Source organism: Streptomyces sp. SCA2-17 (assembly GCF_044336695.1).
In genome coordinates this window covers 1979205-2005510 of record NZ_CP117521.1, presented here as the reverse complement: position 1 = coordinate 2005510, position 26306 = coordinate 1979205, and the positions used below count along the sequence as shown (strand labels likewise).

The following is a 26306-nucleotide window of genomic DNA, read 5'->3' as shown; positions in this document are numbered from 1 at the left end:
AGGGCACTCCATGTCCAACACCCGCCTCCGCCTCGCCGTCATCGTGGGCAGCGTCCGTGAGGGACGCTTCGGCCCGACGGTGGCGGACTGGTTCGCCGCCGAGGCCCGCAGCCACGCCGGATTCGACGTCGACGTCATCGACCTGGCCGACCACGAACTGCCGGTGGTCCTCACCTCCGAGCCCTCGCCCGAGACCGCCGAGGTCCTCGCCGGCCTCACGCCGCGGCTGGCGGACGCCGACGCCTTCGCCATCGTCACCCCCGAGTACAACCACAGCTACCCGGCCGCCCTGAAGTCCCTCATCGACTGGCACTACACCCAGTGGCAGGCCAAGCCCGTCGGCTTCGTCTCCTACGGCGGCCTCTCCGGCGGCCTGCGCGCCGCCGAGGCGCTGCGGCCGGTCATGTCCGAGCTGCACGCGGTCACCGTCCGCGACGCCGTCAGCTTCCACACCGCCTGGGAGCAGTTCGACGAGCTGGGCGCCCCCAAGGACCCCGCCGGCCCGGCCGGCGCCGCCAAGGTCCTCCTGGACCAGCTCCAGTGGTGGGCGGACGCCCTCCACCGCGCCCGCGCCCGCCGCCCCTACGGCAGCTGAGCCGTGTCCGCCCACCCCCTCACCGCCCCCGGGGAGCCCATGAGTATCCAGGACGTCCCTCTGCAGTGGGACCTCGGCACCCTCGGCCTCGACGCCCCGGGCCTCGACGCCTTCGACCTCGCCCTCGGCGACACCCTCGGCGACGGCCTCTTCGACGACGGCGACTTCGCGGGCTTCGACGACCTCGCCGGGCCCGACGGCACGGTGGACGGCGCCCCCGAGGTGAACCCGCCCGACCTGCGCCTCCTGGCCGTCACCGGGCTCGCCAAGCGCCGCGAGATCCTGGAGACCTACGTCCGCCAGGAGCTCGGCCGCGTACTGCGCGTCCCGCCGCACACCATCGACACCACCGGCCGGCCCATGAACAGCCTGGGCGTCGGCTCCATCATGGGGCTGGAGCTCCAGCGCCGCATGGAGGACGCCCTGAAGGTGGAGGTGGACCTCCAGCGCCTGCTGCGCGCCAACAGCGCCGCCGAACTCATCGACTGCCTGGCCGGCCAGCTCGGCGACGACGAGGACAACCCGCACCGGCGGGCCGCCCACCGCCCCCTGCCCCCGCAGGCGTCCGCAGGCGCCGCATGACCGCCGGCCCCGCCCTCCGGGCGGGAACGCTCGACCTGTGGCTGGTCCCCCGCCCCGCGAACGGCTCGGAGGACCGGCTGGACCTGACCGACCTGGACGCCGCCGAACGCAAGCGGGCGGCCTCGTTCATCCGCCCCACCGACGGCCTCACCTACGCCGCCGCGCACATCGCCCTGCGCCGCCTGCTCGGCGTCTACCTCGACATCCCCCCGCCGCGGGTGACCTTCCTGCGCGAACCCTGCCCCGGGTGCGGCGAGTCCCACGGCCGCCCCGCCGTGGCCACGCCCCACCACCCGCGCCTGCACTTCTCCCTCTCGCACAGCCACGGCATGGCCCTGGTGGGAGTCGCGGACCGGCCGGTGGGCGTGGACGTCGAACGGCTGCCCAGGCCCGCGACCGTCGACGCCTGCACCCCCGCCCTCCACCCGGGCGAGCAGCAGGAGCTCGGCGCCCTGGAGCCCGGGGAGCGGCAGGAGGCCTTCGGCCGCCTGTGGACCCGCAAGGAGGCCTTCCTCAAGGGCATCGGCACCGGCCTGAGCCGCGGCCCGTCCCTGGACTACCTCGGCGCCGACCCCGCCCGCAGGCCGGCCGGCTGGACCGTCCTCGACCTCCCCTGCGGCCCGCGGCACAACGGAGCCGTCGCGCTGAAGGGCGGCCCGCCCACCGCGAGCCGGCTGCGCCTGCTGCCCGCCGACGCCCTCTTCGCCGGCGGCACCGAAGCCCTTCGCGCGGAAGCCCTCCGCGCCGGAGCCGTCCGTGCCGAAGCAGCCGGCTCCGGCCGGACCCCGGTCCCCGCGTAGGAGCCGCACGCAACAGCCCGGCCGGGGCGGCCGGCACGTGAAGAAGCGACCTTTCATCGGAGAGTGAGACACACCCATGCCCGTCACAGGAAAGATCTCGTCCGCCCCCGCCGAACACCGGGAGTGGACGCTGCACGAACGCGTGGAAGAGCTCCGGCTGATCCGGGACGAGGCCTACGAGGGGCCGGACCCGGCCGCGACCGAGCGCCAGCACGCCAAGGGCAAGCTCACCGCCCGCGAGCGCATCGCCCTCCTCCTCGACGAGGACTCCTTCACCGAGGTCGAGACCCTCCGCCGGCACCGCGCCTCCGGCTTCGGGCTGGAGAACAAGAAGCCCTACACCGATGGTGTGATCACGGGCTGGGGGACCGTGCACGGGCGGACGGTGTTCGTGTACGCGCACGACTTCCGGATCTTCGGTGGTGCGCTGGGCGAGGCCCACGCGACGAAGATCCACAAGATCATGGACATGGCGATCGCGGCGGGTGCGCCGCTGGTGTCGCTGAACGACGGCGCCGGCGCGCGTATCCAGGAGGGCGTTTCGGCGCTGGCCGGTTACGGCGGCATCTTCCAGCGCAACACCAAGGCCTCCGGGGTCATCCCGCAGATCTCGGTGATGCTCGGCCCCTGCGCGGGCGGCGCGGCCTACTCGCCCGCCCTGACCGACTTCGTGTTCATGGTCCGCGAGACCTCGCAGATGTTCATCACCGGCCCCGACGTCGTCCGCGCCGTCACCGGCGAGGAGATCACCCAGAACGGCCTCGGCGGCGCCGACGTCCACTCCGCTACCTCCGGCGTCTCCCACTTCGCCTACGACGACGAGGAGACCTGCCTGGAGGAGGTGCGCTACCTCCTCTCCCTCCTGCCCTCCAACAACCGCGAGCTGCCGCCCGTCTCCCGCACCGACGACCCCGCCGACCGGAGCACCGACTCCCTCCTCGACCTCGTCCCCGACGACCCGGGCCGCAGCTACGACATCCGCGCCGTCATCGAGGAGGTCGTCGACGACGGCGAGTACTTCGAGGTGCACCCGGCCTGGGCCACCAACATCGTCTGCGCCCTGAGCCGCATCGACGGCGGCGTCGTCGGCATCGTCGCCAACCAGCCCGCCTCGTACGCCGGCGTCCTGGACATCGAGTCCAGTGAAAAGGCCGCCCGCTTCGTGCAGTTCTGCGACGCCTTCAACATCCCGCTCGTCACCCTCGTCGACGTCCCCGGCTTCCTGCCCGGCGTCGACCAGGAGCACAACGGCATCATCCGCCGCGGCGCCAAGCTCCTCTACGCGTACTGCAACGCCACCGTCCCGCGGATCTCCCTGGTCCTGCGCAAGGCCTACGGCGGCGCCTACATCGTCATGGACTCCCGCTCCATCGGCGCGGACCTGGCCCTGGCCTGGCCCAGCAACGAGATCGCCGTCATGGGCGCGGAGGGCGCGGCCAACGTCATCTTCCGCCGCGAGATCAACGCCGCCGACGACCCGGAGGCCGTGCGCGGGCAGAAGATCAAGGAGTACAAGGCGGAGCTCATGCACCCCTACTACGCCGCCGAGCGCGGCCTGGTGGACGACGTGATCGACCCGCGCGAGACCCGCAGGATCCTCGCCCGCTCCCTGGCCATGCTCCGCGAGAAGCACGCCGACCTGCCCTCGCGCAAGCACGGCAACCCGCCCCAGTGACGAGGGGAGTCCCGGTGACGGAAGGAGCCCCCATGACGGAAGGAGTTCCCGTGACGAACGGAGCCCCGGTGACGCAAGAAGCCCCGGTGACCGCCGAGCTCTTCCTCCGCGTCGAGAAGGGCGAGGCGAGGCCCGAGGAACTGGCCGCCCTGACGGCCGTGCTCCTCGCCCGCACCGCCGCCGGCGCCGACCCCGACGACCTGGCCCGCCACCACCGGGCCACCGCCCTGTGGCGCCGGCCCGAGCGCAGCCCCCGCGCTCCCGGCCCGCGCAGCTGGCGCGCCGCCTAGGCCCGCCTGCCGGGCCCGCGCCGGCTAGGCCTGCTTGCCGGGGCCGTCCGCCGCTGCCGAGCACAGGTTCTGCTCGATGCGGCGCAGCATCCGCAGGGTCTCCGTGCGCTGGCGCTCGGACATCCCCTTGGTCGTCTGCGCCTCCAGCTCCGACCAGGACTCCTCCACCTTGCCGCGCAGCTCACGGCCCTCGGGGGTCAGGGAGACCACCACGGCGCGCCGGTCGGTGGGGGAGGGGCGGCGGGTGAGCAGCCCCTGCTGCTCCAGGCGCTGCACGGTCCGGGTGACGGTGGAGGGGTCGAGCCGCAGGGCCTTGGCCAGGCTCGTCTGGGACTGGTGGTCGCTCTCCCACAGCCGCATCAGCAGCAGCTCCTGGCCCGGGTAGAGGCCGCACTGCTGGAGCAGTGACGACGCGGCCGCCCAGTGTGCGCGGGCGACCCGGGTGACCAGGTGGCTCACCTCGCCGTACTCCTTCATGGATGTCCCTTCACGCCCCCCGGTTTATTTGGCGGGCCAAGGTTACCGGGACGGGTCCGGAAAATCCACCGCCCGGCTCCGTAGACATGTGGTCCACCAAACAATACTGTTGTCACGCCAAGCAATTTGCGCGGCGCTGTCGTTCGTCGTTCGTTGTTCGTTGTCGTTCGTTGTCGTTCATCCGAAAGGTTGTGTGTGCGGTGTCTGCACGCGAGGAAGTGATCGTGGTTTTCGGCGGTACGGGCCGGCAGGGCGGGGCGGTGGCCCGTGAGCTGCTGCGCCGCGGCCGCACGGTGCGCGCCGTGGTCCGTGACCCGCAGTCCGCCGGCGCCCAGGCCCTGGCCGCGGCCGGTGCCGAGCTGGTCAAGGGCGACATGGAGGACACCGCCTCCCTCGACGCCGCGCTCGCCGGCGCCTACGGCGTCTACAGCGTGCAGACCTTCGAGGGCCCCGACGGCTCGGCGGGCGAGATCCGCCAGGGCAAGGCCGTCGCCGACGCCGCCCACCGCGCGGGCGTCACCCACTTCGTCTACGGCTCGGTCGGCGGCGCGGAGCGCAGCAGCGGCGTCGAGCACTTCGAGAGCAAGGGCGAGATCGAGCGGCACATCGCCGCCCTCGGCCTGCCCGCCACCGTCCTGCGCCCCACCATGTTCCTGTCCAACTTCGCCGGCATCGGCCCGGCCCGCGTCGACGGCGAGCTCGTTCTCACGCTGGCGCTGAAGCCGGAGACGGTCCTCCAGATGATCGCCACCGACGACATCGGCGTCTTCGCCGCCGACGCCTTCGAGAGCCCCGCCGAGTTCACCGGCAAGCAACTGGAGATCGCCGGTGACGCCCTCACCGGCCCGCAGATGGCTGAGGTCTTCTCCCGCGCCGCCGGCGAGCCCGTCCGCTACGTCGCGCAGCCCGCCGACGCGCTGCGCGCCTTCAGTGAGGAGGCCGCGATCATGTTCGGCTGGTTCAACGACCACGGCTACATCGCGGACCTGCCCGCCCTGCGCGCGAGCCACCCGGACCTCATCACCCTGGAGCAGTGGGTGGCGAAGAACTGGACCGCCCCCGCGAAGTAGCGCCCGCCCGCCGCCCGACGGCGACGACGAACGAGCACCGCACGCACCACCGCCGGGAATTCGCCTTCCCTTCCTGATCCCAGGCCGGCCGCCGCGCCCCGATCCCCCGGGGGCGCAACGGCCGGCCTGTGTGCTTTTCCCGGCCGCAGAACTGGAGACCCGCATGGCGCCCCGTACTGAAGCCCGTACCGAAAATGCCGCCGAATTCCCGTACGGTGCCGAATACCGTGGCGAACTCAGCACCGGAATCAGCACCGAACCCCTCGGGGAATTCCCCGACATCACCCGCCCCGACGCCGGCGTGGCGCTGGTCAGCACCCGCCACGCCGGCTCCCCGCAGGCCCAGCGGGCCGCCGCCGAGGCCACCCTCGTCGCCCGCCGCGCCCTGCCCTGGCCCGACGGCCTGCTCTCCTTCAGCTTCTACACCGGCACCGACGGCGCCGCCGTCATGGCCTACGCCCAGTGGACGCACCGGGGCGCTAGCCTGCGGCACGCCGCCGTGCGCGGCCCGGTGATGATCCAGGGCGTGGGGGAGAACGACGACGACCTCGCACGCTCCGAGCCGCTGGTCTTCCGCCGCTACCGCACCATCGGCCCCGGGCGCAGCAGCACCGCCGTCCCTGCCTGCATCGCCACCCCGCTCTTCGACGTCGACGGCCCCGAGCGGCAGCGCACCATCATCGACACGTTGGTCGCCGGCCCGCTCGCCCGGCCGCTGCCCGGACTGGTGGCCGCCCACTTCCACTTCAGCACCTGCGGCACCCGCATCCTCAACTACGCCGAGTGGACCTCCGAGGAGCTCCACGAGCGCTCCCTGCACAGCGCCACCCTCCAGGAAGCCGGCGCCACCACGCGCGCGACCCCCGGCGTCCGGGGCGTCGGATGCCCCCGCTACCGCCTCGCCTGGAGCCTGGCCGCGCCCGCCGCCGAACGGCCCGCGCAGACCGCCGAATAGGCGCCGAATTTCCGCTCACCGATGCGTGACGAAGAGTTCACGGAGATCTGACGCGTACCCGCTTGAAACCGAAAGCCGCGTCGAAGAAGCTCATCAGTAGCGTTCACCGCAGTATTTCGAATTGCCGCGGCCTCAATTGCCGGACGGGTGCCCGTCCGGCGTGCCGCCGGGCCGGCGCGGGAGCACGCTGCACACCACTTACGGAGGTAACACCACGATGCCCACCCAGACCGAGCTGCTCACCGCCGCCGGCAAGGCCGCCCAGGCCGCCGGGGAAGGCGCCGCCGAAGCCGACACCGTTCGCAGGCTGCGCCCCGAGGTGGTCGACGCGCTCGCCGACGCCGGGTTCGGCCGCGCCTTCGTGCCTGCGGAGTTCGGCACCACGCCCGTCTCCTTCACCGAGGTCACCCGGGCCGTGGCCGCCGTGGCCGAGGAGTGCGCTTCCGCCGCCTGGGTCGGCTCGCTGATGGCGAACACCGGGCGCTTCGCGGGCTTCCTGCCCGCCGAGGGCCGGGCCGACATCTGGGCGGACGGCCCGGACACCCGCCTGGTGGCCGGCCTGGTCTCGCAGGTCGTCGCCCAGCCCGCCGACGGCGGCTGGGAGCTGTCGGGCACCTGGAGCTTCGTCAGCGGTGTCGAGTTCTCCGAGTGGGCGCTGCTGATGGCCACCACGGCCGGCGGCGAAGCGCGCTTCTTCGCCGTCCCGCGGGCGGACTACACCTTCAAGGACACCTGGTTCACCCTGGGCATGCGCGCCACCGGCAGCCACGCCCTCACCATCGAGCGCGCCTTCGTCCCGGCCCACCGCTCGTTCCTCTCCGCCGACCTGTTCGCCGGGAACCACCCCTCGGGCGAAGCGCTCTACACGGCCCCGCTGTTCGCGGTCAACGGCCTCACCTTCGCCGCCCCCATCCTCGGCGCCGCCCGCGCCGCCCTCGCGGTCGCCTCCGCCCCACTGGCCGCAGGCAAGGCCAAGGATTCGGCCCGGGTCGGCATCGCCCGTTCCGCCGGTGAGATCGACGCGGCCGAGCTGCTCCTGCTGCGCACCGCCGCGACCGCCGACCGCGGCGGCGTCACCGCCGAGGAGGCCGCCCGCGGCTCGCGCGACTGCGCGCTCGCGGTGGAGATCCTCGCCGGGGCCGTCGACCGGCTCTTCCGCGGCGCGGGCACCCGCGCCCAGGCCGAGGGCAGCCCCCTGCAGCGGATCTGGCGCGACGTGCGCGGCGCGGCCAGCCACGGCGGCCTCCAGTTCGAGCCCGCCGCACTGCGCTGGAGCGAGCCGCAGCCGGCCGCCGCCTGACGTCCTTCCGCCCCTCTTTTCGAAAGGCCACTCATGTCGCAAGGGCGCATTCGCCTCGCCGTGCTCACCAGCAGCGGCCCCGAGAGCAGGACCGGCCCCGCCGTGGCCGAGTGGTTCGTCGAGCAGGCCCGGAAGTTCGGCGGGTTCGACATCGACGTCGTCAGCCTCCCCGAGGCCAACCTCCCGGTCCTGGTCACCAGGCCGCCGAGCGCCGAGGCCGCCGAGCGGCTCGCGGGGATCTCCCCCCGCCTGGCCGCCGCCGACGCCTTCGTCATCGTCACCGCCGAGTACAACCACGCCTACCCGGCCGTCCTCAAGGGCGCGATCGACTGGCACGTGGACCAGTGGCATGCCAAGCCCGTCGCCTTCGTCTGCTACGGGGGCCGCTCGGCCGGCCTGCGCGCCGTCGAGCAACTGCGCCTGGTCTTCTCGGAGCTGCACGCGGTGACCCTGCGCGACAGCGTCAGCTTCGCCAACGTCTGGGACCAGTTCGACGACGAGGGCCGGCCGAAGGACCCCGAGGGTATCGCCCTGGCGGCCAAGAACATGCTCAACCAGCTCGTGTGGTGGGCGCAGTCCCTGCGCGAGGCCCGCGAGAAGCGCCCGTTCGCGGCCTGACCGAACGCCCCCCCGGCCCGGTGGGGCCGCACCCCTTCCTCCCCGCGCTTCCACCGAAGCCCACCTCACCGAGGATTCCGATGAGTTCACCCACCCCGGCCCCGGCCGCCGCGCAGCGGCCGGCCGTCCTGACCGTCCTCCTGCTCGCCTCGACGCTGACCGTGATGGCCGGCGCGATCCTGATGCCCGTCGTCGAGGTGATCCGCGGTGAACTCGGCGTCAGCGGCACCGCCGCCGGCCTGATCCTCACCGCCCACGGCCTGTCCCTGGCCGTCGCGAGCCCGGCCGTCGGCTGGCTCATCGACCGCCACGGCATCCGCCTGCCGCTCGCGGGCGGCCTCGTGCTCTACGGCATCGCCGGCGGCGCCGGCCTCGTGACCGACTCGTACTGGATGCTGATCGCCACGCGCATCGTCTTCGGCGTCGGCGCGGCGGCCGTCTTCGCCGGCACCACCGTCGCCCTCCTGTCCTTCTACCAGGGCCCCGAGCGCGACCGGGTGATGGGCTGGCGGGCCACCGCCATCAGCCTCGGCGGCGTGGTCTGGCCGCTGATCGGCGGCGGCCTCGGCGGCGTCTCCTGGCACGCCCCCTTCGGGATCTACCTCGTCGGCATCCCGGTCGGCCTCGCCACGCTGTGGGCCCTGCCGGCGGAGAGCGCCCGCACCGCCCGCCCGGCCGGCTCCGGCGGCGTCGTGCAGCTCCTGCGCAGCAACCCCGCCCTCCTCGGCTTCTACCTCGTGCAGGCCACCGCGTCCGTGCTGCTCTACGCGCTCGGCGTCTTCCAGCCCCAGCGCCTGGCGGACCTCGGCGTCACGGAACCCTTCGTGGTCGCCCTGTACAACGTCGTGATGACGGTGCTGATGAGCCTGGTCGGGCTGGTCTACGCCCGGCTGCGCGGCGCCCTCGGCTACGCGACCCTGCTGAAGGTCTCCGCCGCCTGCTGGGCGCTGGCCTTCGTCCTGCTGGCTACGGTCGAGCAGTCGGCGCTGCTGCTGGTCGCCTCCGCCCTCTTCGGCCTGGGCCAGGGCATGTCGTTCCCGGCGCTGACGGTCCTCATCGGCGAGGGCGCGCCGGCCGAGCTGCGCGGCCAGGCCACCTCCCTGTCGGGCACGTTCAGCTTCCTCGGCCAGTTCGTCTCGCCCCTGGTCTTCGGCCCGCTGATCGCGGCCACCTCGCTGACCACGGGATTCCTGACGGCCGCCGGCCTCGCCGCGGTCGTCCTGCTGGCCCTGCTGCCGATGCGCGCCGCCCGCCCCGCCGCCGCCCCGGCCGCGCCGCCGAAGCCCGCGGCCGCCTCCGCCGCGCAGGCACAGCGCTAGATGTGCCCGGCGGCGCACCGGCCGCCCCGACCGCAGATTACTTGCACCACCAATTGTTGTCGGGCCAATGAAACTGCTACAGTGAAGTTACTTGGCCCACCACGTAAAAGTGTGAAGGAACCGGATCATGACCACTGCCTTTGACCCGATCGACATCGGCTCCGTGCGCCTGGCGAACCGCATCGTCATGGCACCGATGACCCGCAGCCGGGCGACGGCTCCCGAGGGCCTGCCCACCGCGCTCACCGCGGAGTACTACGCCCAGCGCGCCTCGGCCGGCCTGATCATCACCGAGGGCATCCAGCCGTCCGTGGTGGGCCAGGGCTACCCCTTCACCCCCGGCCTGCACTCCCAGGCCCAGGTCGACGCCTGGCGCGTGGTGACGGACGCCGTCCACGCCAAGGGCGGCCGCATCTTCGCGCAGCTCATGCACGCCGGCCGCGTCGGCCACCCGGTCCTGCTGCCCGAGGGCCAGGTCCCCGTCGGCCCGTCCGCCGTCGCCGCCACCGGCCAGGTCTTCACCCCCGAGGGCCTGAAGGACTTCGTCACCCCGCACGCCCTGACCGGCGAGGAGATCCGGCAGACCATCGCCGACTTCGCCACGGCCGCCCGCAACGCCGTCGCCGCCGGCTTCGACGGCATCGAGCTGCACGGCACCACCGGCTACCTCATCCACCAGTTCCTGGCGCCCAACTCCAACCAGCGCACCGACGAGTGGGGCGGCTCCGTCGAGAACCGCATCCGCTTCGCCGTCGAGACCGTCAAGGCCGTCGTCGCCGAGATCGGCGCCGAGCGCACCGCCATCCGCATCGGTGCCGTCCCGTTCAACGACATCAGCGAGCCGGAGGCCGAGCCCACCTACCTGGCGCTCGTCGCGGAGCTGAACACGTTCGGCCTGGCCTACCTGCACTTCCAGGAGGACGCCGACCGCGAGCTGATGCAGCTCGTCCGCAAGGAGTTCACCGGCCCGTTCTTCCTCAACCCCCGTACGGTGGACCGCCCCACCGGCCAGGAGGACCTGCACCTGATCGAGGACGGCACCGCGGACGTCCTCACCTTCGGCGCCGGCTTCCTCGCCAACCCCGACCTGCCGGCCCGCCTGGCGGCCGGCGGCCCGTACAACGAGGCCGACCGCGCCACGTTCTACGGCGGCGACGCCAAGGGCTACACCGACTACCCCACCCTCGCGGGCTGAGGCACGGCCTCACCACGCTTCCCCCGGATCCTCCCCGGTCCGCACCGGCAGGCGCCCGGTGGCTCACCCGAGCCACCGGGCGCCTGCCGTTTCTGCCATCCCGGCTACGCCCCCCACGCATGCTCCTCCACCACGTCCTGCACCGCCCCCTCCTCTCATACGCCCTCTCACACGGGAACACGGAGTCAGACCCATGACCGTTACGTACAAGGTGAAGGCGGCCGTCGCCGTTGCCGCCGCCGCCATCGGCATCGCCCTGCTGCCCACCGGCGCCCAGGCCGTCGACGTGCCGGACTCCGGCGCGCCGAGGACGCTCTTCTACGACGACTTCCGCAACGGCTTCGCCGCCACCGGCGCCGCCGCCCGCTGGGAGACCCAGCCGACCGGCGGCCTCGCCGACGGCGACGGCATCACCAGCACCACCTCCACCGGCCTGAAGGTCGTGCCCACCGGCACCGACCCGGTCACCGGCAAGCCCGCCTTCGTCTCCACCAGCGCCCCCCAGTCCCAGGGCGGCAACGGCACCTGGGACCACGTCAAGTGGGGCGCCCGCCCCAAGAGCACCTCCAAGGCCGGCTACCCGGGCTTCGACACCCCCAAGACCGGCAGCCTCCACTGCGCCACCAACATGTCGGCCACCACCACCGGCACGGAGAAGCACCCCTTCGGCACGGCCGTCGCCGACCCCCAGTCCGACCCGCGCCTCGCCGCCGGCGCCATGGTCGTCTCCGACGCCCAGTCCGCCGTCATCTTCGACTTCTTCGTCACCAACAAGAAGGTCTACGCCATCTACGAGCGGCTGCGCATGCCCGGCACGACCTACGCGGCCTACTCCTACGCCGTCCCCGTCGCCGACCGGGCGAGCAGCACCAAGCAGGAGTCCCTGCGCATCGTGGTCGACAGCGAGAACTCCGCCGTCACCTGGTTCGTCAACGACAAGAACGTCCTGAACGTCAAGGGCATCGGAACCCGGGCCGTGGACCGCAAGTACATGACGCTCGACCACGGCGGCACCGAAGAGGTCGTCCACCCCCGCCAGCTCAACTGCGGCGTCTCCACCTTCACGCTCCTCGACGGCGCCGTCGGCAGCAACAGCAAGGGCCTGGTGCGCCTCGACTCCGCCGTGGACTACTTCGACCCCCGCAAGGGCGCGCCGACCCGGCAGACCTTCCTCGATGAGACCAGCGCTGCCGGCAACCGCCTGTGGGGCCAGGGCGCGACCCTCGACGTGAGCAAGATCGAGATCATCGTCGCCGGCGACCGCTGACCCGCCGGCCCCGGCCGCCTGCCCTGCCAGCCGCCCGGCGGGCGCACCGCCGGCCGGGCCGGCCGGCCGGAAAGACGAGACTCGAACCCTCCCCCGGCTGAAGCAGGGGGCATCCTTGAAGGAGACCAGGTGAACACCCAGTCCGGCGAATCCCACCCCAGCACCACCGACGACCTGCGCCGCACCGCGCAGCTCGCCGGCGACGAGGACCTGTCCGACGAGCCCCACATCATGCGCGGCCTGGACTGACCATGACCCCCACCGACACCACCCCCGGGGTCCGTGTCCGCGAGACCGTCCTCGAGGCCGACGGCATCCCCCTATCCGGCCTGATTGCCCTGCCCGACGGGCCGCCGCGCGCCACCGTCGTCGCCGTCCACGGCGGCGGCATGCGCGCCGGCTACTTCCACGGCCTCAGCCACTGCGGGCAGTCCCTGCTCAACCTCGCCGCGGGCCTCGGCTACGCGGTCCTCGCCGTCGACCGGCCCGGCTACGGCATGTCCGAGCCCAACTTCCCCCAGGGCGCCACGCTCTCCGAGCAGTCCCACGTCCTGCACGCCGCCCTCGCCTCCTACGCGAGCGAGCACGACACCGGCGGCGGCATCTTCCTCATGGCGCACTCCTACGGCGGCAAGCTCGCCCTCCACGCCGCCGCGGACCCGCGCGGCGCCGCCTTCCTCGGGCTGGACATCTCCGGCATCAGCCACCGCTACGCCGTCGACCCCGCCCGCCTCGACGACTTCCACGGCGTCACGACCTGGCCGCTGCACTGGGGCCGCCTGGGCCTCTACCCGCCGGGCACCTTCAGCGCCGCGAAGCCGCTGGTCACGCCGATGCCCCGGCGCGAGGCCCAGGAGGCTCCCCGCTGGGCGCAGGCCTTCCCCGGACTCGCCGCCCGCGTGCGCGTCCCCGTCCGCTTCACCTTCGCCGAGCACGAGGGCTGGTGGCACCACGACGAGGACACCATCGCCTCCATGCGCGCCCACCTGGCCGCGCCGCGCGTCGTCTTCGACCGCCAGCCGCACGCCGGGCACAACATCAGCCTCGGCTGGGCCGCCCGTACCTACCACCTGCGCGCCCTGGCCTTCGCCGAGGAATGCCTCCTCGCCCGCGAACTGACGCCCGGCGGCGGCGCTCCGGCCCGTACGAGCGGCTCCGGCCCCGTCGACGGCCCCGGCAACGCCCGCATCCCGGCTCCGCGGTAGTCCGGCCCCGCGAAGGCCACCTGGAAAGTCCCTGAGCAAGCCCCCGCGACAACCCCCGAGAAATCACCCGAGAAAGCCCCCGCGACAACACCCGAGAAAGCCCCCGTCCCCGCGAGAGGTGAACCACGTGCAGCCCTTCATCGAGCACGCCCGCTCCCTGCGCCTGCGCATCGACCGCGACGGCCGCCGCGCGGAGTTCGGCGCCCTGGCCGCGGGCCAGTCGCCCATGGCCCTCTTCGTCACCTGCTCCGACTCCCGCGTCATCCCCTCCCTGATCACCGGCGCCCGCCCCGGCGACCTGTTCGAACTGCGCACCGCCGGCAACGCCGTCCCCGCCTACAGCCACGTGCGGCCCGGCGGCGACGCGGCCACCATCGAGTACGCCGTCGACGTGCTGCGCGTGCCCGACATCATCGTCTGCGGCCACTCCCACTGCGGGGCCGTCGGCGCCCGGACGCGCGGCGACGACCTCTCCGCGCTGCCCGCGGTCGACCACTGGCTCACCACCCAGCTGCCCGGCGACGCGGGCCACGAGCCCCCGGACGCCGCCGCCCGGCCCGAGGCCGGTGACGCCGGCCTGCACGCCGCCGGGCAGCGCAACGTCCGCGCCCAGCTCGAACGGCTGCACACCTACCCGTGCGTCCGCCGCCGCCTGGCCGAGGGCACGCTGCGGCTGCACGGCTGGTTCTACGGCGTCGACAGCGGCCTCGTCCTCTCCCTCGACCGCGAACTCGGCGCCTTCCTCCCGCTGTGAGCCACGGCCGGCCCCTGTCGGCGCGTAGCTTGATCCCTTACCCTCCGGGGAACGGAAGCAGCCGATCCAGGACTGCCCGACCTGCGAGGAGGCCACCTTGAGCCGACCAGCGGAGCCCCTCTCCCGGGAGGGGCAGGCCCTCCCCGGCCATCACCTCCCGGCCGGCACCGCCGCCGGAGCCGCCCCGTACGACCTCGACATCCGGCCCGGGAACGCCGGCTGGGCGCACTCCTCCCTCAAAGTCCTCACTCTTCCCCCCGGCGGCGCCCATACCTTCCCCGCCGGCGACAGCGAGTGGATCGTCCTGCCGCTCAGCGGCGGGTGCACGGTCGCCACCGGCGGGGAGTCCTTCACCCTGCGCGGACGCGCCGGGGTCTTCTCCTCCACCACCGACTTCGCCTACGTCCCCCGCGACAGCTCCGCCACCCTCACCACGGCGGCCGGGGGCCGCTTCGCCCTCGCCGGGGCCCGGTGCGAGCGCCGCCTGCCCGCGCGCTACGGCCCCGCCGAAGCCGTCCCCGTCGAGCTGCGCGGCGCCGGCACCTGCTCCCGCCAGGTCCACAACTTCGCCGCCGCGGACGCCTTCGCGTGCGACAAGCTCATCGCCGTCGAAGTCCTCACCCCCGGCGGCAACTGGTCCTCCTACCCGCCCCACAAGCACGACGAGCACCACCCGGGCGAGGAGTCCGAGCTGGAGGAGATCTACTACTTCGAGATCGCCGACGGCCCCGCCGGCACTCCCGGCCTCGGCTACCAGCGCGTGTCCCCCTCGCGCGAGAAGGGGACCGACGTCCTGGCCGAGGTCCGCACGGGCGACGCCGTGCTCATCCCCGACGGCTGGCACGGCCCCTCCATCGCGGCCCCCGGCCACGCCATGTACTACCTCAACGTCATGGCGGGGCCGGGCGCGGAGCGCGAGTGGCTCATCCGCGACCACCCCGACCACGCCTGGATCCGTTCGACCTGGCCGGATCACCCGGCCGACCCACGGCTGCCGCTCCACGGGGGCCATGAGGGAGGCGCCCGATGACCACCACCCGCCGCCTCACCGTCGCCCAGGCCCTGATCGCGTTCCTCGCCCGCCAGTACACCGAGCGCGACGGCGAGCGGCAGCGCCTGATCGCCGCCTGCTGGGGCATCTTCGGCCACGGCAACGTCGCCGGCATCGGGCAGGCGCTGCTGGAGTCCGGCGACGCCATGCCGTACCACCAGGGGCGCAACGAACAGGCCATGGTCCACGCGGCCGTCGGCTGGGCCCGCCACCGCGACCGGCTCTCCGCCCACGCCGTCACCACCTCCATCGGCCCCGGCGCCACCAACCTCGTCACCGGCGCCGCCCTCGCCACCGTCAACCGCCTCCCCGTCCTGCTCCTGCCCGGCGACACCTTCGCGACCCGCCCCGCCGACCCCGTCCTGCAACAGCTCGAACACCCCGGCGCGGGCGACGTCTCCGTCAACGACTGCCTGCGCCCGGTCTCCCGCTACTTCGACCGGATCACCCGGCCGGAGGCGCTCGTCCCCGCCGCGCTCCAGGCCGTGCGCGTCCTCGCCGACCCCGTCGAGACCGGCGCCGTCACTCTCGCCCTCCCGCAGGACGTCCAGGCCGAGGCGTACGACTGGCCGGAGGAGTTCTTCGCCGAGCGCGTCTGGCCCGTGCGCCGCCCCGCCCCCGACCCGGCCGAGCTGGCCGCCGCAGCAGCCGCCGTACGAGCCGCCCGCCGTCCCCTGCTGATCGCCGGCGGCGGCGTCCACCACAGCGCGGCCGAGGACGCGCTGCGCGCCCTCGCCGACGCGACCGGCATCCCCGTCGCCTCCACCCAGGCCGGCAAGGGCTCCCTGCACCACGCCCACCCCGCGGACGTCGGCGGCATCGGCCACACCGGGACGGCCGTGGCGGACGACCTGGCCCGCACGGCCGACCTCGTCATCGGCGCCGGCACCCGCTACAGCGACTTCACCACCGCCTCGAACACCCTCTTCGCCGCCCCGGGCGTCCGCTTCGTCAACCTCAACATCGCCCCCTCCGACGCCCACAAGCTCGCCGCCCTGCCCCTCGTCGCGGACGCCCGCACCGGCCTGGAGGCGCTGGCGGAGGCGCTGGCCGGCCACCGTGTGGCGGAGGCGTACGAGAAGGAGTACACGGCCGGCAAGCAGGCGTGGGAGCAGGCCGTCACCCGGGCCTTCACCGCGCGGGACGAGGCGGCGCGCCCCACCCAGGCCCAGGTCCTCGGCGCCCTCGACGCCGTCGTCGACGAGACCGACGTCGTCATCAACGCCGCCGGCTCGCTCCCCGGCGACCTCCACAAGCTCTGGCGCGCCCGCTCCCGCCGCCAGTACCACCTCGAATACGGCTACTCCTGCATGGGTTACGAGATCCCGGCCGCGATCGGCGTCGCCCTGGCCGAGCCCGGCCGCCCGGTGTGGGCCCTCGTCGGCGACGGCACGTACCTGATGATGCCGACCGAGCTGGTCACCGCCGTGCAGGAGGGGATCCCGGTCAAGCTGGTGCTGATCCAGAACCACGGCTACGCCTCGATCGGCGGCCTGTCCGAGGCCGTCGGCGGCGAGCGCTTCGGCACCGCGTACCGCTTCCGCGCCGCGGACGGCACGTACACCGGTGACCCGCTCCCCGTGGACCTGGCCGCCAACGCCGCCTCCCTCGGGATGCACGTGCTGCGCCCCCGCACGGCAGGCGAGCTGCGGGAGGCGCTCGCCGAGGCGCGCGCGTCCGAGCGCCCCACATGTGTCTACGTGGAGACCGAAACAGCCGACACAGTGCCGGGCGCGCCCCCTGCCCAGGCGTGGTGGGATGTGCCTGTCGCCGGGGCCGCGACCCGCCCGGCGGCCCGCAGGGCCCGGGAGGAGTACGAGCTCCGGGCCGCCGCCCGCCGCCGCTATCTTTGACGTAGGAGAGGCCGACCGATGAAGACCGTCAACCACTGGATCGACGGCAAGGCCGTCGAGGGCACCTCCGGCACGTACGGGCCGGTCACCGACCCCGCGACGGGCGCGCAGACGACGCGGGTCGCCTTCGCCTCGGCGGAGGAGGTGGACGCCGCCGTCGCCGCCGCCAAGGCCGCCTTCGCGACGTGGGGCACGTCCTCCCTCGCCACCCGCACCGCGGTCCTCTTCCGCTACCGCGCGCTGCTGGACACCCACCGCGCCGAGCTCGCCGAGCTGATCACCGCCGAGCACGGCAAGGTGCACGCCGACGCGCTCGGCGAGGTCGCCCGCGGCCTGGAGATCGTCGAGCTGGCGTGCGGCATCACCACGCAGCTCAAGGGCGAGCTGTCGACCCAGGTGTCCGGCGGCGTGGACGTCGCGGCGATCCGCCAGCCGCTCGGCGTCGTCGCGGGCATCACGCCCTTCAACTTCCCGGCGATGGTGCCGATGTGGATGTTCCCGCTGGCTATCGCCTGCGGCAACACCTTCGTGCTCAAGCCCAGCGAGAAGGACCCCTCGCCCGCGATCCTCCTCGCCCAGCTGGCCGCCGAGGCCGGGCTGCCCGAGGGCGTCCTCAACGTCGTCAACGGCGGCAAGGAGGCCGTCGACCGGCTGCTGACCCACCCGGACGTCGCCGCCGTCTCCTTCGTCGGCTCCACGCCCATCGCCCGCCACATCCACCGGGTGGCGACCGAGCACGGCAAGCGCGTCCAGGCCCTCGGCGGCGCCAAGAACCACATGCTGGTGCTGCCCGACGCCGATCTCGACGCGGCCGCCGACGCCGCCGTCTCCGCCGCGTACGGCTCGGCGGGCGAGCGCTGCATGGCCGTCTCGGCGGTCGTCGCGGTGGGCGCGGCCGGCGACGAGCTGGTGGCGAAGATCCGCGAGCGCGCCGAGAAGATCAAGATCGGGCCGGGCGACGACCCCGCGTCCGAGATGGGCCCGCTCATCACCGCCGCCCACCGCGACAAGGTCGCCTCGTACGTACAGGGCGCCGCTGCCCAGGGCGCCGACGTCGTCCTCGACGGCACCGGCTTCACGGTCGAGGGCTACGAGAACGGGCACTGGATCGGGCTGTCGCTGCTCGACAGGGTGCCGGTCGAGGCCGACGCCTACCGCGACGAGATCTTCGGCCCCGTGCTGTGCGTGCTGCGCGCGGAGTCCTACGAGGAGGGGCTGGCCCTCATCAACTCCTCGCCGTGGGGCAACGGCACGGCCGTCTTCACGCGGGACGGCGGCGCGGCCCGCCGCTTCCAGCTGGAGGTCGAGGCGGGGATGGTCGGCATCAACGTGCCCATCCCGGTGCCGGTCGGCTACCACTCCTTCGGCGGCTGGAAGGACTCCCTCTTCGGCGACCACCACATCTACGGCAACGACGGCGTGCACTTCTACACGCGCGGCAAGGTCGTCACCACCCGGTGGCCCGACCCGGCCGACAGCGGCGTGGACCTGGGCTTCCCCAGCCACCGCTGAGCCCGCCCCGCTGCGCGGAACACACCGGTCCGGAACGTAAGCTCAGGCCATGACCTGGTCCAGCGCGCTGCGGAACGCCGCCCGCGACGGGCTGACGATCGAGCGCACCAAGCTGACGCCCGTGGTCGCCGCCCGTGGCGCGCTCGGCGTGGCGATCGTCGTCGGGGTCATCCTGTGGCTGGGGACCCCGGCGCTCGCCGTGTCCTCCGCGTTCGGCGCGTTCTCCGCGGGCCTGGTGACGTTCCAGCGCAGCTGGCGGCCCCGCCCCGTGCTGGCGCTCGCCGTGGCGGTCGGCCTCGCCGTCAGCACCTTCCTCGGCTACGTGGCCGCCTTCGACCCCGTCGTCTTCGGCACCCTGCTGACGGTGTGGACGCTGCTCGCGGGCATGGCCTGGGCGGTCGGGCCGGTCTCCGGCCTCGTCGCCACCCAGACCATCGCCGTCATGCTCGTCACCGTCACCCTGCCGACGTCCGTCATGGGCGCCCTGCACCACGCCGGGCTGATCGCCGTCGGCGGGCTGGTGCAGGCCGCCCTCGTCGTCCTGCTGCCCGTCCGCCCCTGGGGCCTCCAGCGGGACGCGCTCGCCGACGCGCTCGCCGCCGAGGCGGACTACGCGCGCCGGCTCCGGCACGACCCGCAGGCCCCCTTCGACCCCCAGCCCCTCATGGACGCCCGCGAGGCCGCCGAACTGACGCCCCGCCAGGCCCGCAACCGGCCCCGCCAGCTCGGCGGGCCGCGCGGCGTCGCCGAACGGCTGCGGCCCGTCCTCGCCGCCCTCGCCGACCCCGTCCTCGGCGCCCCCGCCGAGGGCCCCGAACGGGACCGCGCGCGCGACCTGCTGGGCGCCGCGGCGACCGTGCTCGACGCGGTCGCGCGCGCCATCCGGTGGGGCAAGCCCGTCAAACTGCCCGACGAGGCCACCGCCGTCCTCACCGTGCCCGCCACCGGACCCGTCCTGCACGGCCCCGCGCGCCGCTCCGCGCTGCGCCTGATGGCGCTCCTCGGCGACGCGGTCGACGCCACCGACGAACCCGTGCGCCGGACCACGGCGCGCGGCGGCTCCGAGCACCGGCACCTCCTGCGGCCCTCCGTGCCCCGGCTCGTGCCCGTCGCCCTGCGGGCGCTCCGGCGCGAGGCGCGCTGGTCCTCGCCCGTCGGGCGGCACGCCGTACGCGTCGCCGCCGTGGTGCTCACCGGCTACGCCGCCGGCACCGCTCTGCCCTGGGGGCACGCCTACTGGGCGCCGATGACCTCCGTCATGGTCATGCGGCCCGACTTCGGGCAGACCTACTCGCGGGGCGTCGCCCGGTTCGCCGGGACGGTCGTCGGCGTGGCCGTCGCGGGTGCGCTCATGGCCTTCACCCACCCCGGGCTGTGGGTGTGCGCGGGGCTCGCGGTCGTGTGCGTCGGGCTCATGTACCTGCTGATGCAGACCGGCTACAGCGTGGCCTCCGCCTGCATCGCCGCCTACGTCGTCTTCCTGCTGGGCATCGCGGGGGAGGGCTGGTCCCAGACCGTCCAGGCGCGCGTCGCCCTCACCCTGCTCGGCGGACTCCTGGCCATGGCCGCGTACGCCCTCTTCCCCACCTGGGAGACGCCCCGGCTGCGCGACCGGCTCGCCGAGTGGCTCACGGCCAACGGGGACTACGCGCTCGCCGTGCTCGGCGCGTTCGCCCGGCCCGGGGAGCGGAAGCCGCGGCGCGTGCGGGAGGCGCTGCTGGACGCGCGCGCCGCGCGTACGGCCTGGGAGGAGATGGCCGGCCGGGCCCTGACCGAGCCCGTGCGCCACCGCGGGCTCTCCCGCAGCTCCGAGCGGGCCGCGGAGGCGGCGCTGGCCACGGTGGGCCGCGCCACGATGCTGATGGAGGCGCACCTTCCGGAGCGTGAGGCGGAGCCGTCGAAGGGCGCGGCCGCGTTCGCCGCGGCGCTGGAGTCGGCCCTCCCGGCGGCGGCCGAAGCCGTCCGGGGCCGCCGTCCCCTCGACTGGACGGGCCCGCACGAGGCGCTCGCCGCGTGGCGCGAGGAAGAGGGCGAGGAGGGCGTGGCCGTCCGCGGCTCGGAACTCCTCCTGGACGCCCTGGACGAACTGGCGACGTCCCTCTCCCCGGGCCCCGGCGGCCGCAACCGCGCGAAGCGCAGACCGTAGGCGGACGGCCCGGGCCGAATCCCTTCCGCCGCGACGGCGATATGCCACCACGGCGCATGCCGGCGGTGCCGAACGGCCCGTCGCTCAGTCCGGCACCGCCGGTCTCCGGCGTCGTGGTTGTGCGCCGCTGCGGCGGAGGTGATGCCCGCCGGGCACTCTTCTTCCGCCGCGACGGCGATATGCCACCGCGGCGCATTCCGGCGGTGCCGAACGGCCCGTGGCTGAGTCCGGCACCGCCGGTCTCCGATGTCGTGGTTGTGCGCCGCTGCGGCGGAGGTGATGCCCGCCGGGCACTCTTCTTCCGCCGCGACGGCGATATGCCACGGCGGCGCATTCCGGCGGTGCCGATCGGCCCGTGGCGCAGTCCGGCACCCCCTCACGGAGTGAACAGGCGGTCCAGGTGGCCGTCCAGCAGTGACTCCGCCTCTTCCGGGGCGCACGCCTCCAGCAGCAGGTACGTCGTCAGGCCGTCCGTCAGGGCGATCAGGAGCATCGCCTCCGCGTCCGGGGCGCGGGACGCGTCCACCTCGCCCCGGGCGATCCCCGCCCGCACCTGGTCCGCGAAGAACGCCCGGAGCGCCGGGACGCCCTCCTTCGCGTGCTCGCGCAGCCGTTCGTCGTGCAGGGCCCGTACGAAGTACGCGATCTGGACGAGGTTCCCGGTCCGGCTCGCGTCGTCCAGGGGGAGCATCTCCATGACCGTCTCCCGCAGGACGTCCCGCGGTGACGGCGGCCCGGCGAACCCCAGGAGCCGCGCACGGATGCGCTCCTCCGCCAGCCCGCCCAGGTACTTGAGGGCGAAGACGAGCATCTCGTCCTTGCTGGAGAAGTAGTGCTGGAGCTGCCCGAGCGAGATCCCCGCCTCCGCCGCGACGTCCCGCAGGCTCGCCCCGTCGAGCCCCCGCGCGCACGCGATGCGCCACAGGGCCTCCGCGATCGCCCGGCGCCGCTCCTCGTGGTCCACGCGCTTGGGCACGCTCACCACCCCACCTTTCCAAGTCGCTCGTATTGCTATAGCTTATTCTCAATACAACTGACTTGGAAAAGCGGGACCGGGGAGCGACGCGCCATGGCACGACACGGACAGACGACGACCGGGCTCAGGCTCAGGCCGCCCCGCCACGGCGTCGCCCCCCACGCCCGCCGCTGGTGGACGGCGCAGGCCTGGCTGACGGTCAGCGGCCCCCTGCTGCTGACGGCCGTCGCCCTCCTCGTCCTCTCCCTGCTCTTCTTCCCCGGCGCCCTCCCGTGGCTCGGCCCGCTGCTCCTCGGCGTCCTCGTCCTGCCCGCCGTCGCCTACGTCCTGGCGATGCCGCGCCTGCGCTGCCGCATCCACGCCTGGGAGGTCGGTGAGAGCGCGGTCTACGCGGCGGGCGGCTGGCTGCTGCACAAGCGCCGGATAGCCCCGCTCTCCCGCGTCCAGACCGTCGACACCGTGCGCGGTCCGCTCCAGCGCGCGTTCGGCCTCGCCGCGGTCACCGTCACCACCGCCTCCACGGCCGGCGACATCCGCATCACGGGCGTGTCGGACGAGGACGCGGAGCGGATCGCGACCCGCATCGCCGAGGCGGCCCGCCTCACGCCCCGGGAGGGTGACGCCGCATGAGCGACCCCCGCACAGACTCCCGCACAGACCTCCGTGCGGCCGAGCAGCCGTGGCGCACGCTCGACCCGCGCACGCTCGCCGTGCAGTGCACCTGGATGGGCGCCCCCCTCGGCTCGCTGGCCCTCGCCGCGCTCGCCACGGGCGGCCGGCTCGGCACGCGCGCGTGGATCACCCTCGCCGTCATCGGCGCCGTCTTCGCGGCCGTCACCACCGCCGGCGTCATCACCTGGCGCCGCACCCGCTACCGCGTCACCGCCGACGCCATCGAGCTCCGCACGGGCCTGTTCACCCGCAGCGTCCGCGCGATCCCCCTGCACCGCGTGCGCAATGTCGACATCACGGCGAACCTCGCGCAGCGCCTCCTCGGCCTCGCCGTGCTGCGCGCCGGCACGGGCGGCGGCGGGCCGGGCGGCGTGCTCTCCCTGGACTCCCTCGCCCGTCCCGAGGCCGTGCGCCTGCGCGCCGAGCTGCTCGCCCGCGCGGGCGCCGCCCGCGCCGAGGATCCCGTGCTGGCCGTCGCCGACCTGCGCCGCCTGCGCTACGCACCGCTGACGTTCTGGGTCGTCGGCGGCGTCTTCGCCGCGGCGGGCGCCGTCTGGCGGGTCCTCGACGGGATCGGCGTCGAGCCGTGGCGCATCGGCTTCGTGCGCCGCGCGTTCGAAGACTTCGGCAACAGCGTCTTGTGGCTCACGATCCCGCTCGGGCTCCTCGCCGTCGCCGCCCTCGGCACCGTCGGCGCGGTCGCCCTCTACGCCGAGAACTGGTGGAACTACCGCCTGGAGTGGACCGACGCGGCCACCCTGCGCGTCCGCCACGGCATGTTCACCACCCGGTCCGTGTCCATCGAGCGCGCCCGCCTGCGCGGGGTGGCCCTGCGCGAGCCGCTCCTGCTGCGCGCGGGCGGCGGCGCGAGCGTCCGGGCCGTCGCGGGCGGCCTCGGCAACAAGGAGGAGAACCGCCGCCGCAGCGTCGTCCTGCCGCCCGCCTCCCGCGGCGAGGCGGTGAGCGTGTGCGAGGGCGTGCTGGGCGAGCCCTTCGCCCCGGCCGGGCTGACGGCCCACCCGCGGGCCGCGCTCCGCCGCCGTATCGTCCGGGCCTTCACATGGTGCGTGCTGCCGCCCGCCGCGGTGCTCGCCGTGCTGGGCGCCCTGCTGACCCCCGTCCTGCTGTACTGCGCGGCGGGCTGGCTCGTCCTGGCCGCCCCCGTCGCGTACGGGCTCGCGCGCGACGCCTACCGCGGGCTCGGGCACGGCTTCCGGGGCCGCTTCCTGTTCGTGCGCTCCGGCACGTTCGGCCGGGAGACGGTCGCGCTGGACCGCTCGGCCGTCCTGGCGTGGACGTTCACCGACACCCCGTTCTCGCGCCGCGCGGGCCTCGTCACGGCGACCGCCGCCGTCGCCGCCGGGGAGGACGGATACCGCATCCGGGACATGCCGGCCGCGGACGCCGCCGGCTTCGCGGACGCGGCGACTCCGGGCCTCCTCACGGAATTCCTGGACCACGGCGAACAGCCGCCCCACATACCGGGATTTGTCCGGTCCTCTTGAAGTTTTCCGAGCAGTTTTTGTTATCGTCGCGCCCCATCCGCATCTCCTATGTGTCGGACCGAACGGACCGACTCCCGAACGGAATGCCGGAGAAGGGTGGCGGAGCGTGAACAGTCAGAGCGTGGCCGTGGTCGAGGCGGCGCGAGCCGGGGACACGGCGGCCCAGGACGAGCTCGTCGCGGCCCACCTGCCCCTCGTCTACAACATCGTCGGCCGGGCCCTGGGCGGCCACGCCGACGTGGACGACGTGGTCCAGGAGACCATGCTCCGGGTGATCAACGGCCTGGGCGAGCTCCGGGACGCCGCCGCGTTCCGGTCCTGGCTCGTCGCCATCACCATGAACCAGATACGCAGCCACTGGCGGGAGCGTCCGGAGACTCCCGTCAGTGGCCTCCAGGAGGTCGCCGAGGTCCCCGACCCGGAGGCGGACTTCGTCGACCTCACCATCGTCCGGCTCGGCCTGCAAGGGCAGCGCAAGGAGGTCGCCGAGGCCACGCGCTGGCTCGACGACGACGAGCAGACCGTGCTCTCCCTGTGGTGGCTGGAGGCCGCCGGCGAGCTCACGCGCGCCGAGGTCGCCACCGCCCTGGAGATGACCCCGCAGCACGCGGCCGTCCGCATCCAGCGCACCAAGGCCCAGCTGGACACCGCCCGCGGCGTCGTACGGGCCCTGGCCGCGCAGCCGCTCTGCCCGCAGCTCGGGGACGTCGTCGCGTCCTGGGACGGCGCCCCGTCCGCCCTGTGGCGCAAGCGCGTCGCCCGCCACGTGCGCGGCTGCGGCCGCTGCGCCGGGGCGCTGTCGGCCCTGGTCCCGGCCGAGGGGCTGCTCGTCGGGCTCGGCCTGGTGCCGGTCGGGGCGTCACTGCTGGGCTGGTGGCCCGGCGGCGCGATGCTGCGCACGCAGCAGGTGGCCGACGTCTCCCCGGCCGCCTCCCCGGCATCCCATGCCGCCCCCGCCGGCGGCACGCGCGCAGACCGGCGCCGCGCGGGCAACGGCAACGGCAACGGCCACCGCGGCCACCGCGCGAACCGCTCCCGCACCGCCCGGCGGGCCGCGGCCGGCGTCGCCGCCCTGGCCCTCCTCACCGGTGGCGCCTTCTACCTCTTCACCGACTCCTCCGACGGCAAGAACGTTTCGGCGGAGGACGGGCAGGCGCAGCAGAACCGCGTACAGGCGCTCGGCGCCAGCACGTCCGCGCTCCCGCCCGGCGCCTCGCCGTCCGCCTCCGCAAGCGCGAGCGCCTCCGCCTCGGCCAAGCCGTCCGCGTCGTCCTCCGCCTCGCCCTCCTCCTCCGCGCCGGAGCCGAGCAGGTCCGCCGCTGAGAAGCCCTCGCCCGAGCCGAAGACCGAGGCCCCGGCCAAGCGCGCCCCCAAGGCCGCGAACCCCGGCGGCGGCTCCCTCGGCCAGCAGGTCACGGACCTCGTCAACGCCGAGCGCGCCAAGGCCGGCTGCTCGCCCCTGACCGAGAACAGCACGCTCGACGCCGCCGCCCAGGGCCACTCCGACGACATGGCCGCCCGCGGTTTCTTCAACCACACCAACCCCGACGGCAAGGGCCCCGGCGACCGCATCACCGCCGCCGGCTACCACTGGAGCACGTACGGCGAGAACATCGCCTACGGGCAGCAGACGCCGTCGTCCGTCATGGACTCGTGGATGCACAGCGACGGCCACCGCAAGAACATCCTCAACTGCTCCTTCAAGGAGATCGGCGTAGGCGTCAACAACGCCCCGGGCGGTCCCCGCTGGACCCAGGTCTTCGGCGCCCGCTGATCCCGGCCGCGCCTCGCCGCCCGCAACGCCCCGCTCGGTCCGTCGTTGGACAGGCGTGGCCGCACCGTACGCACCCCCGCACGCCCTGCGCGTCAGTGAAGTGCACAAGTCGTACGGTGCGCGGCGGGTGCTGCGCGGGGTCTCGTTCGCTCTCGGGCCCGGCACCCTCGCCGGCATCGTCGGGGAGAACGGCGCCGGGAAGACGACGCTGCTGCGCATCCTGTGCGGGCAGACCGCCGCCGACGCCGGTGCCGTCGAGCACCGGGGCCGGCTCGGCTACTGCCCGCAGGAGACGGTCCTCAACGACTTCCTCACCGTCGCGCAGCACCTGCGCTACTTCCAGGTCGCCTACGGGCTGAGGAGCGTGGAGCGCGCCGAGGAGCTGATGGAGGAGCTCCACTTCTCCGCGTACCGGAACTCCCGCGTCGCCGTGCTCAGCGGCGGGACCCGCCAGAAGCTCAACCTCACGCTCGCCCTCATGCACGACCCGCAGGTGCTGCTGCTCGACGAGCCGTACCAGGGCTTCGACTGGGAGACCTACCTGCGGTTCTGGAGCGTCGCGGCCCGCCTGCGCGACCGCGGCTGCTGCATCGTGGTCGTCTCCCACCTGGCCTGGGACACCGAGCGGCTGGACCGCCTCTACCGCCTGCACGACGGCGTCGCGGCGCGCTGGCGGCCCGGCCCGGGCCCGGCGCCGGGCCCGGGAGGCGGGTGA

The 26306-nt window shown here is 74.1% G+C and carries 24 protein-coding genes; 22 read left to right on the top strand and 2 right to left on the bottom strand.

Translation table 11 applies throughout. The annotated features are described in order from the left end of the window. Positions 1–10 precede the first annotated feature (10 nt). The 5 genes from PS271_RS08930 to PS271_RS08910 all read left to right on the top strand — a co-directional run bounded on the left by PS271_RS08930 (position 11) and on the right by PS271_RS08910 (position 3942). Entirely contained in the window at positions 11–595 is a 585-nt protein-coding gene (locus PS271_RS08930) for an NADPH-dependent FMN reductase (protein ID WP_398381437.1), read from the top strand. A 39-nt stretch (positions 596–634) separates the two neighbouring features. After that, the gene (locus PS271_RS08925; RefSeq protein ID WP_398381436.1) at positions 635–1177 is read left to right on the top strand and encodes an acyl carrier protein; all 543 of its coding nucleotides are present in this window, start codon (positions 635–637) and stop codon (positions 1175–1177) included. Next, positions 1174–1977 (top strand): 4'-phosphopantetheinyl transferase family protein, encoded by an 804-nt coding sequence (locus tag PS271_RS08920; RefSeq protein WP_398381435.1) that lies wholly within the window; start codon positions 1174–1176, stop codon positions 1975–1977. Before PS271_RS08925 ends, PS271_RS08920 begins: the two co-directional genes overlap by 4 nt. Before the next feature lie 76 nt (positions 1978–2053). After that, positions 2054–3652 carry an acyl-CoA carboxylase subunit beta gene (locus PS271_RS08915; RefSeq protein WP_398381434.1) on the top strand — a complete coding sequence of 533 codons (1599 nt, stop codon included), beginning with the start codon at positions 2054–2056 and terminating at the stop codon, positions 3650–3652. 50 nt (positions 3653–3702) lie between these two features. Beyond that, positions 3703–3942, top strand: a complete 240-nt coding sequence (locus PS271_RS08910; RefSeq protein WP_398381433.1) for an acyl-CoA carboxylase epsilon subunit — start codon at positions 3703–3705, stop codon at positions 3940–3942. A 24-nt stretch (positions 3943–3966) separates the two neighbouring features. Here the strand turns inward: PS271_RS08910 and PS271_RS08905 are convergent, their stop codons facing one another. Further along, positions 3967–4419 carry a MarR family winged helix-turn-helix transcriptional regulator gene (locus PS271_RS08905; protein WP_398381432.1) on the bottom strand — a complete coding sequence of 151 codons (453 nt, stop codon included), beginning with the start codon at positions 4417–4419 and terminating at the stop codon, positions 3967–3969. A 200-nt stretch (positions 4420–4619) separates the two neighbouring features. Between PS271_RS08905 and PS271_RS08900 the strand changes: the two genes are divergently transcribed. The 13 genes from PS271_RS08900 (at position 4620) to PS271_RS08840 (ending at position 20664) form a co-directional block, all read left to right on the top strand. Further along, positions 4620–5489, top strand: coding sequence for an NmrA/HSCARG family protein (locus tag PS271_RS08900; RefSeq protein ID WP_398381431.1), 870 nt, complete (start codon positions 4620–4622; stop codon positions 5487–5489). Positions 5490–5652: 163 nt separating this feature from the next. Then, on the top strand, positions 5653–6444 hold the full coding sequence (locus tag PS271_RS08895) for a monooxygenase (RefSeq protein WP_398381430.1): 792 nt from the start codon (positions 5653–5655) through the stop codon (positions 6442–6444). 217 nt (positions 6445–6661) lie between these two features. After that, the gene (locus PS271_RS08890) at positions 6662–7744 is read left to right on the top strand and encodes an acyl-CoA dehydrogenase family protein (RefSeq protein WP_398381429.1); all 1083 of its coding nucleotides are present in this window, start codon (positions 6662–6664) and stop codon (positions 7742–7744) included. A gap of 33 nt (positions 7745–7777) precedes the next feature. Next, on the top strand, positions 7778–8362 hold the full coding sequence (locus tag PS271_RS08885; RefSeq protein WP_398381428.1) for an NADPH-dependent FMN reductase: 585 nt from the start codon (positions 7778–7780) through the stop codon (positions 8360–8362). An 80-nt stretch (positions 8363–8442) separates the two neighbouring features. After that, complete coding sequence (locus PS271_RS08880) at positions 8443–9681, top strand: MFS transporter (RefSeq protein ID WP_398381427.1); 1239 nt, start codon at positions 8443–8445, stop codon at positions 9679–9681. 127 nt (positions 9682–9808) lie between these two features. After that, on the top strand, positions 9809–10876 hold the full coding sequence (locus PS271_RS08875) for an alkene reductase (RefSeq protein WP_398381426.1): 1068 nt from the start codon (positions 9809–9811) through the stop codon (positions 10874–10876). 193 nt (positions 10877–11069) lie between these two features. Next, positions 11070–12143: a DUF6081 family protein gene (locus tag PS271_RS08870; protein WP_398381425.1), complete on the top strand. Its 1074-nt coding sequence runs from the start codon at positions 11070–11072 to the stop codon at positions 12141–12143. Positions 12144–12394: 251 nt separating this feature from the next. Then, positions 12395–13348 carry an alpha/beta hydrolase gene (locus tag PS271_RS08865; RefSeq protein ID WP_398381424.1) on the top strand — a complete coding sequence of 318 codons (954 nt, stop codon included), beginning with the start codon at positions 12395–12397 and terminating at the stop codon, positions 13346–13348. Between the two features lie 127 nt (positions 13349–13475). Next, on the top strand, positions 13476–14102 hold the full coding sequence (locus PS271_RS08860) for a carbonic anhydrase (RefSeq protein ID WP_398381423.1): 627 nt from the start codon (positions 13476–13478) through the stop codon (positions 14100–14102). Positions 14103–14199: 97 nt separating this feature from the next. Then, positions 14200–15132, top strand: coding sequence for a 5-deoxy-glucuronate isomerase (iolB, locus tag PS271_RS08855; RefSeq protein WP_398381422.1), 933 nt, complete (start codon positions 14200–14202; stop codon positions 15130–15132). After that, positions 15129–17006 carry a 3D-(3,5/4)-trihydroxycyclohexane-1,2-dione acylhydrolase (decyclizing) gene (iolD, locus tag PS271_RS08850; RefSeq protein WP_398381421.1) on the top strand — a complete coding sequence of 626 codons (1878 nt, stop codon included), beginning with the start codon at positions 15129–15131 and terminating at the stop codon, positions 17004–17006. Before iolB ends, iolD begins: the two co-directional genes overlap by 4 nt. An 18-nt stretch (positions 17007–17024) precedes the next feature. After that, on the top strand, positions 17025–18518 hold the full coding sequence (locus PS271_RS08845; protein WP_398381420.1) for a CoA-acylating methylmalonate-semialdehyde dehydrogenase: 1494 nt from the start codon (positions 17025–17027) through the stop codon (positions 18516–18518). Between the two features lie 49 nt (positions 18519–18567). Then, positions 18568–20664, top strand: coding sequence for an FUSC family protein (locus PS271_RS08840; RefSeq protein WP_398381419.1), 2097 nt, complete (start codon positions 18568–18570; stop codon positions 20662–20664). A gap of 376 nt (positions 20665–21040) precedes the next feature. Here the strand turns inward: PS271_RS08840 and PS271_RS08835 are convergent, their stop codons facing one another. After that, positions 21041–21646, bottom strand: a complete 606-nt coding sequence (locus tag PS271_RS08835) for a TetR/AcrR family transcriptional regulator (RefSeq protein WP_398381418.1) — start codon at positions 21644–21646, stop codon at positions 21041–21043. Between the two features lie 87 nt (positions 21647–21733). On the opposite strand from PS271_RS08835, the gene PS271_RS08830 reads away from it, so the two are divergent. The 4 genes from PS271_RS08830 to PS271_RS08815 all read left to right on the top strand — a co-directional run bounded on the left by PS271_RS08830 (position 21734) and on the right by PS271_RS08815 (position 26306). Then, positions 21734–22270 (top strand): PH domain-containing protein, encoded by a 537-nt coding sequence (locus tag PS271_RS08830; protein WP_398381417.1) that lies wholly within the window; start codon positions 21734–21736, stop codon positions 22268–22270. Next, positions 22267–23817 (top strand): PH domain-containing protein, encoded by a 1551-nt coding sequence (locus tag PS271_RS08825; protein WP_398381416.1) that lies wholly within the window; start codon positions 22267–22269, stop codon positions 23815–23817. Before PS271_RS08830 ends, PS271_RS08825 begins: the two co-directional genes overlap by 4 nt. 106 nt (positions 23818–23923) lie before the next feature. Then, on the top strand, positions 23924–25591 hold the full coding sequence (locus PS271_RS08820; protein ID WP_398381415.1) for a sigma-70 family RNA polymerase sigma factor: 1668 nt from the start codon (positions 23924–23926) through the stop codon (positions 25589–25591). Positions 25592–25676: 85 nt separating this feature from the next. Further along, the gene (locus PS271_RS08815; RefSeq protein WP_398386758.1) at positions 25677–26306 is read left to right on the top strand and encodes an ABC transporter ATP-binding protein; all 630 of its coding nucleotides are present in this window, start codon (positions 25677–25679) and stop codon (positions 26304–26306) included.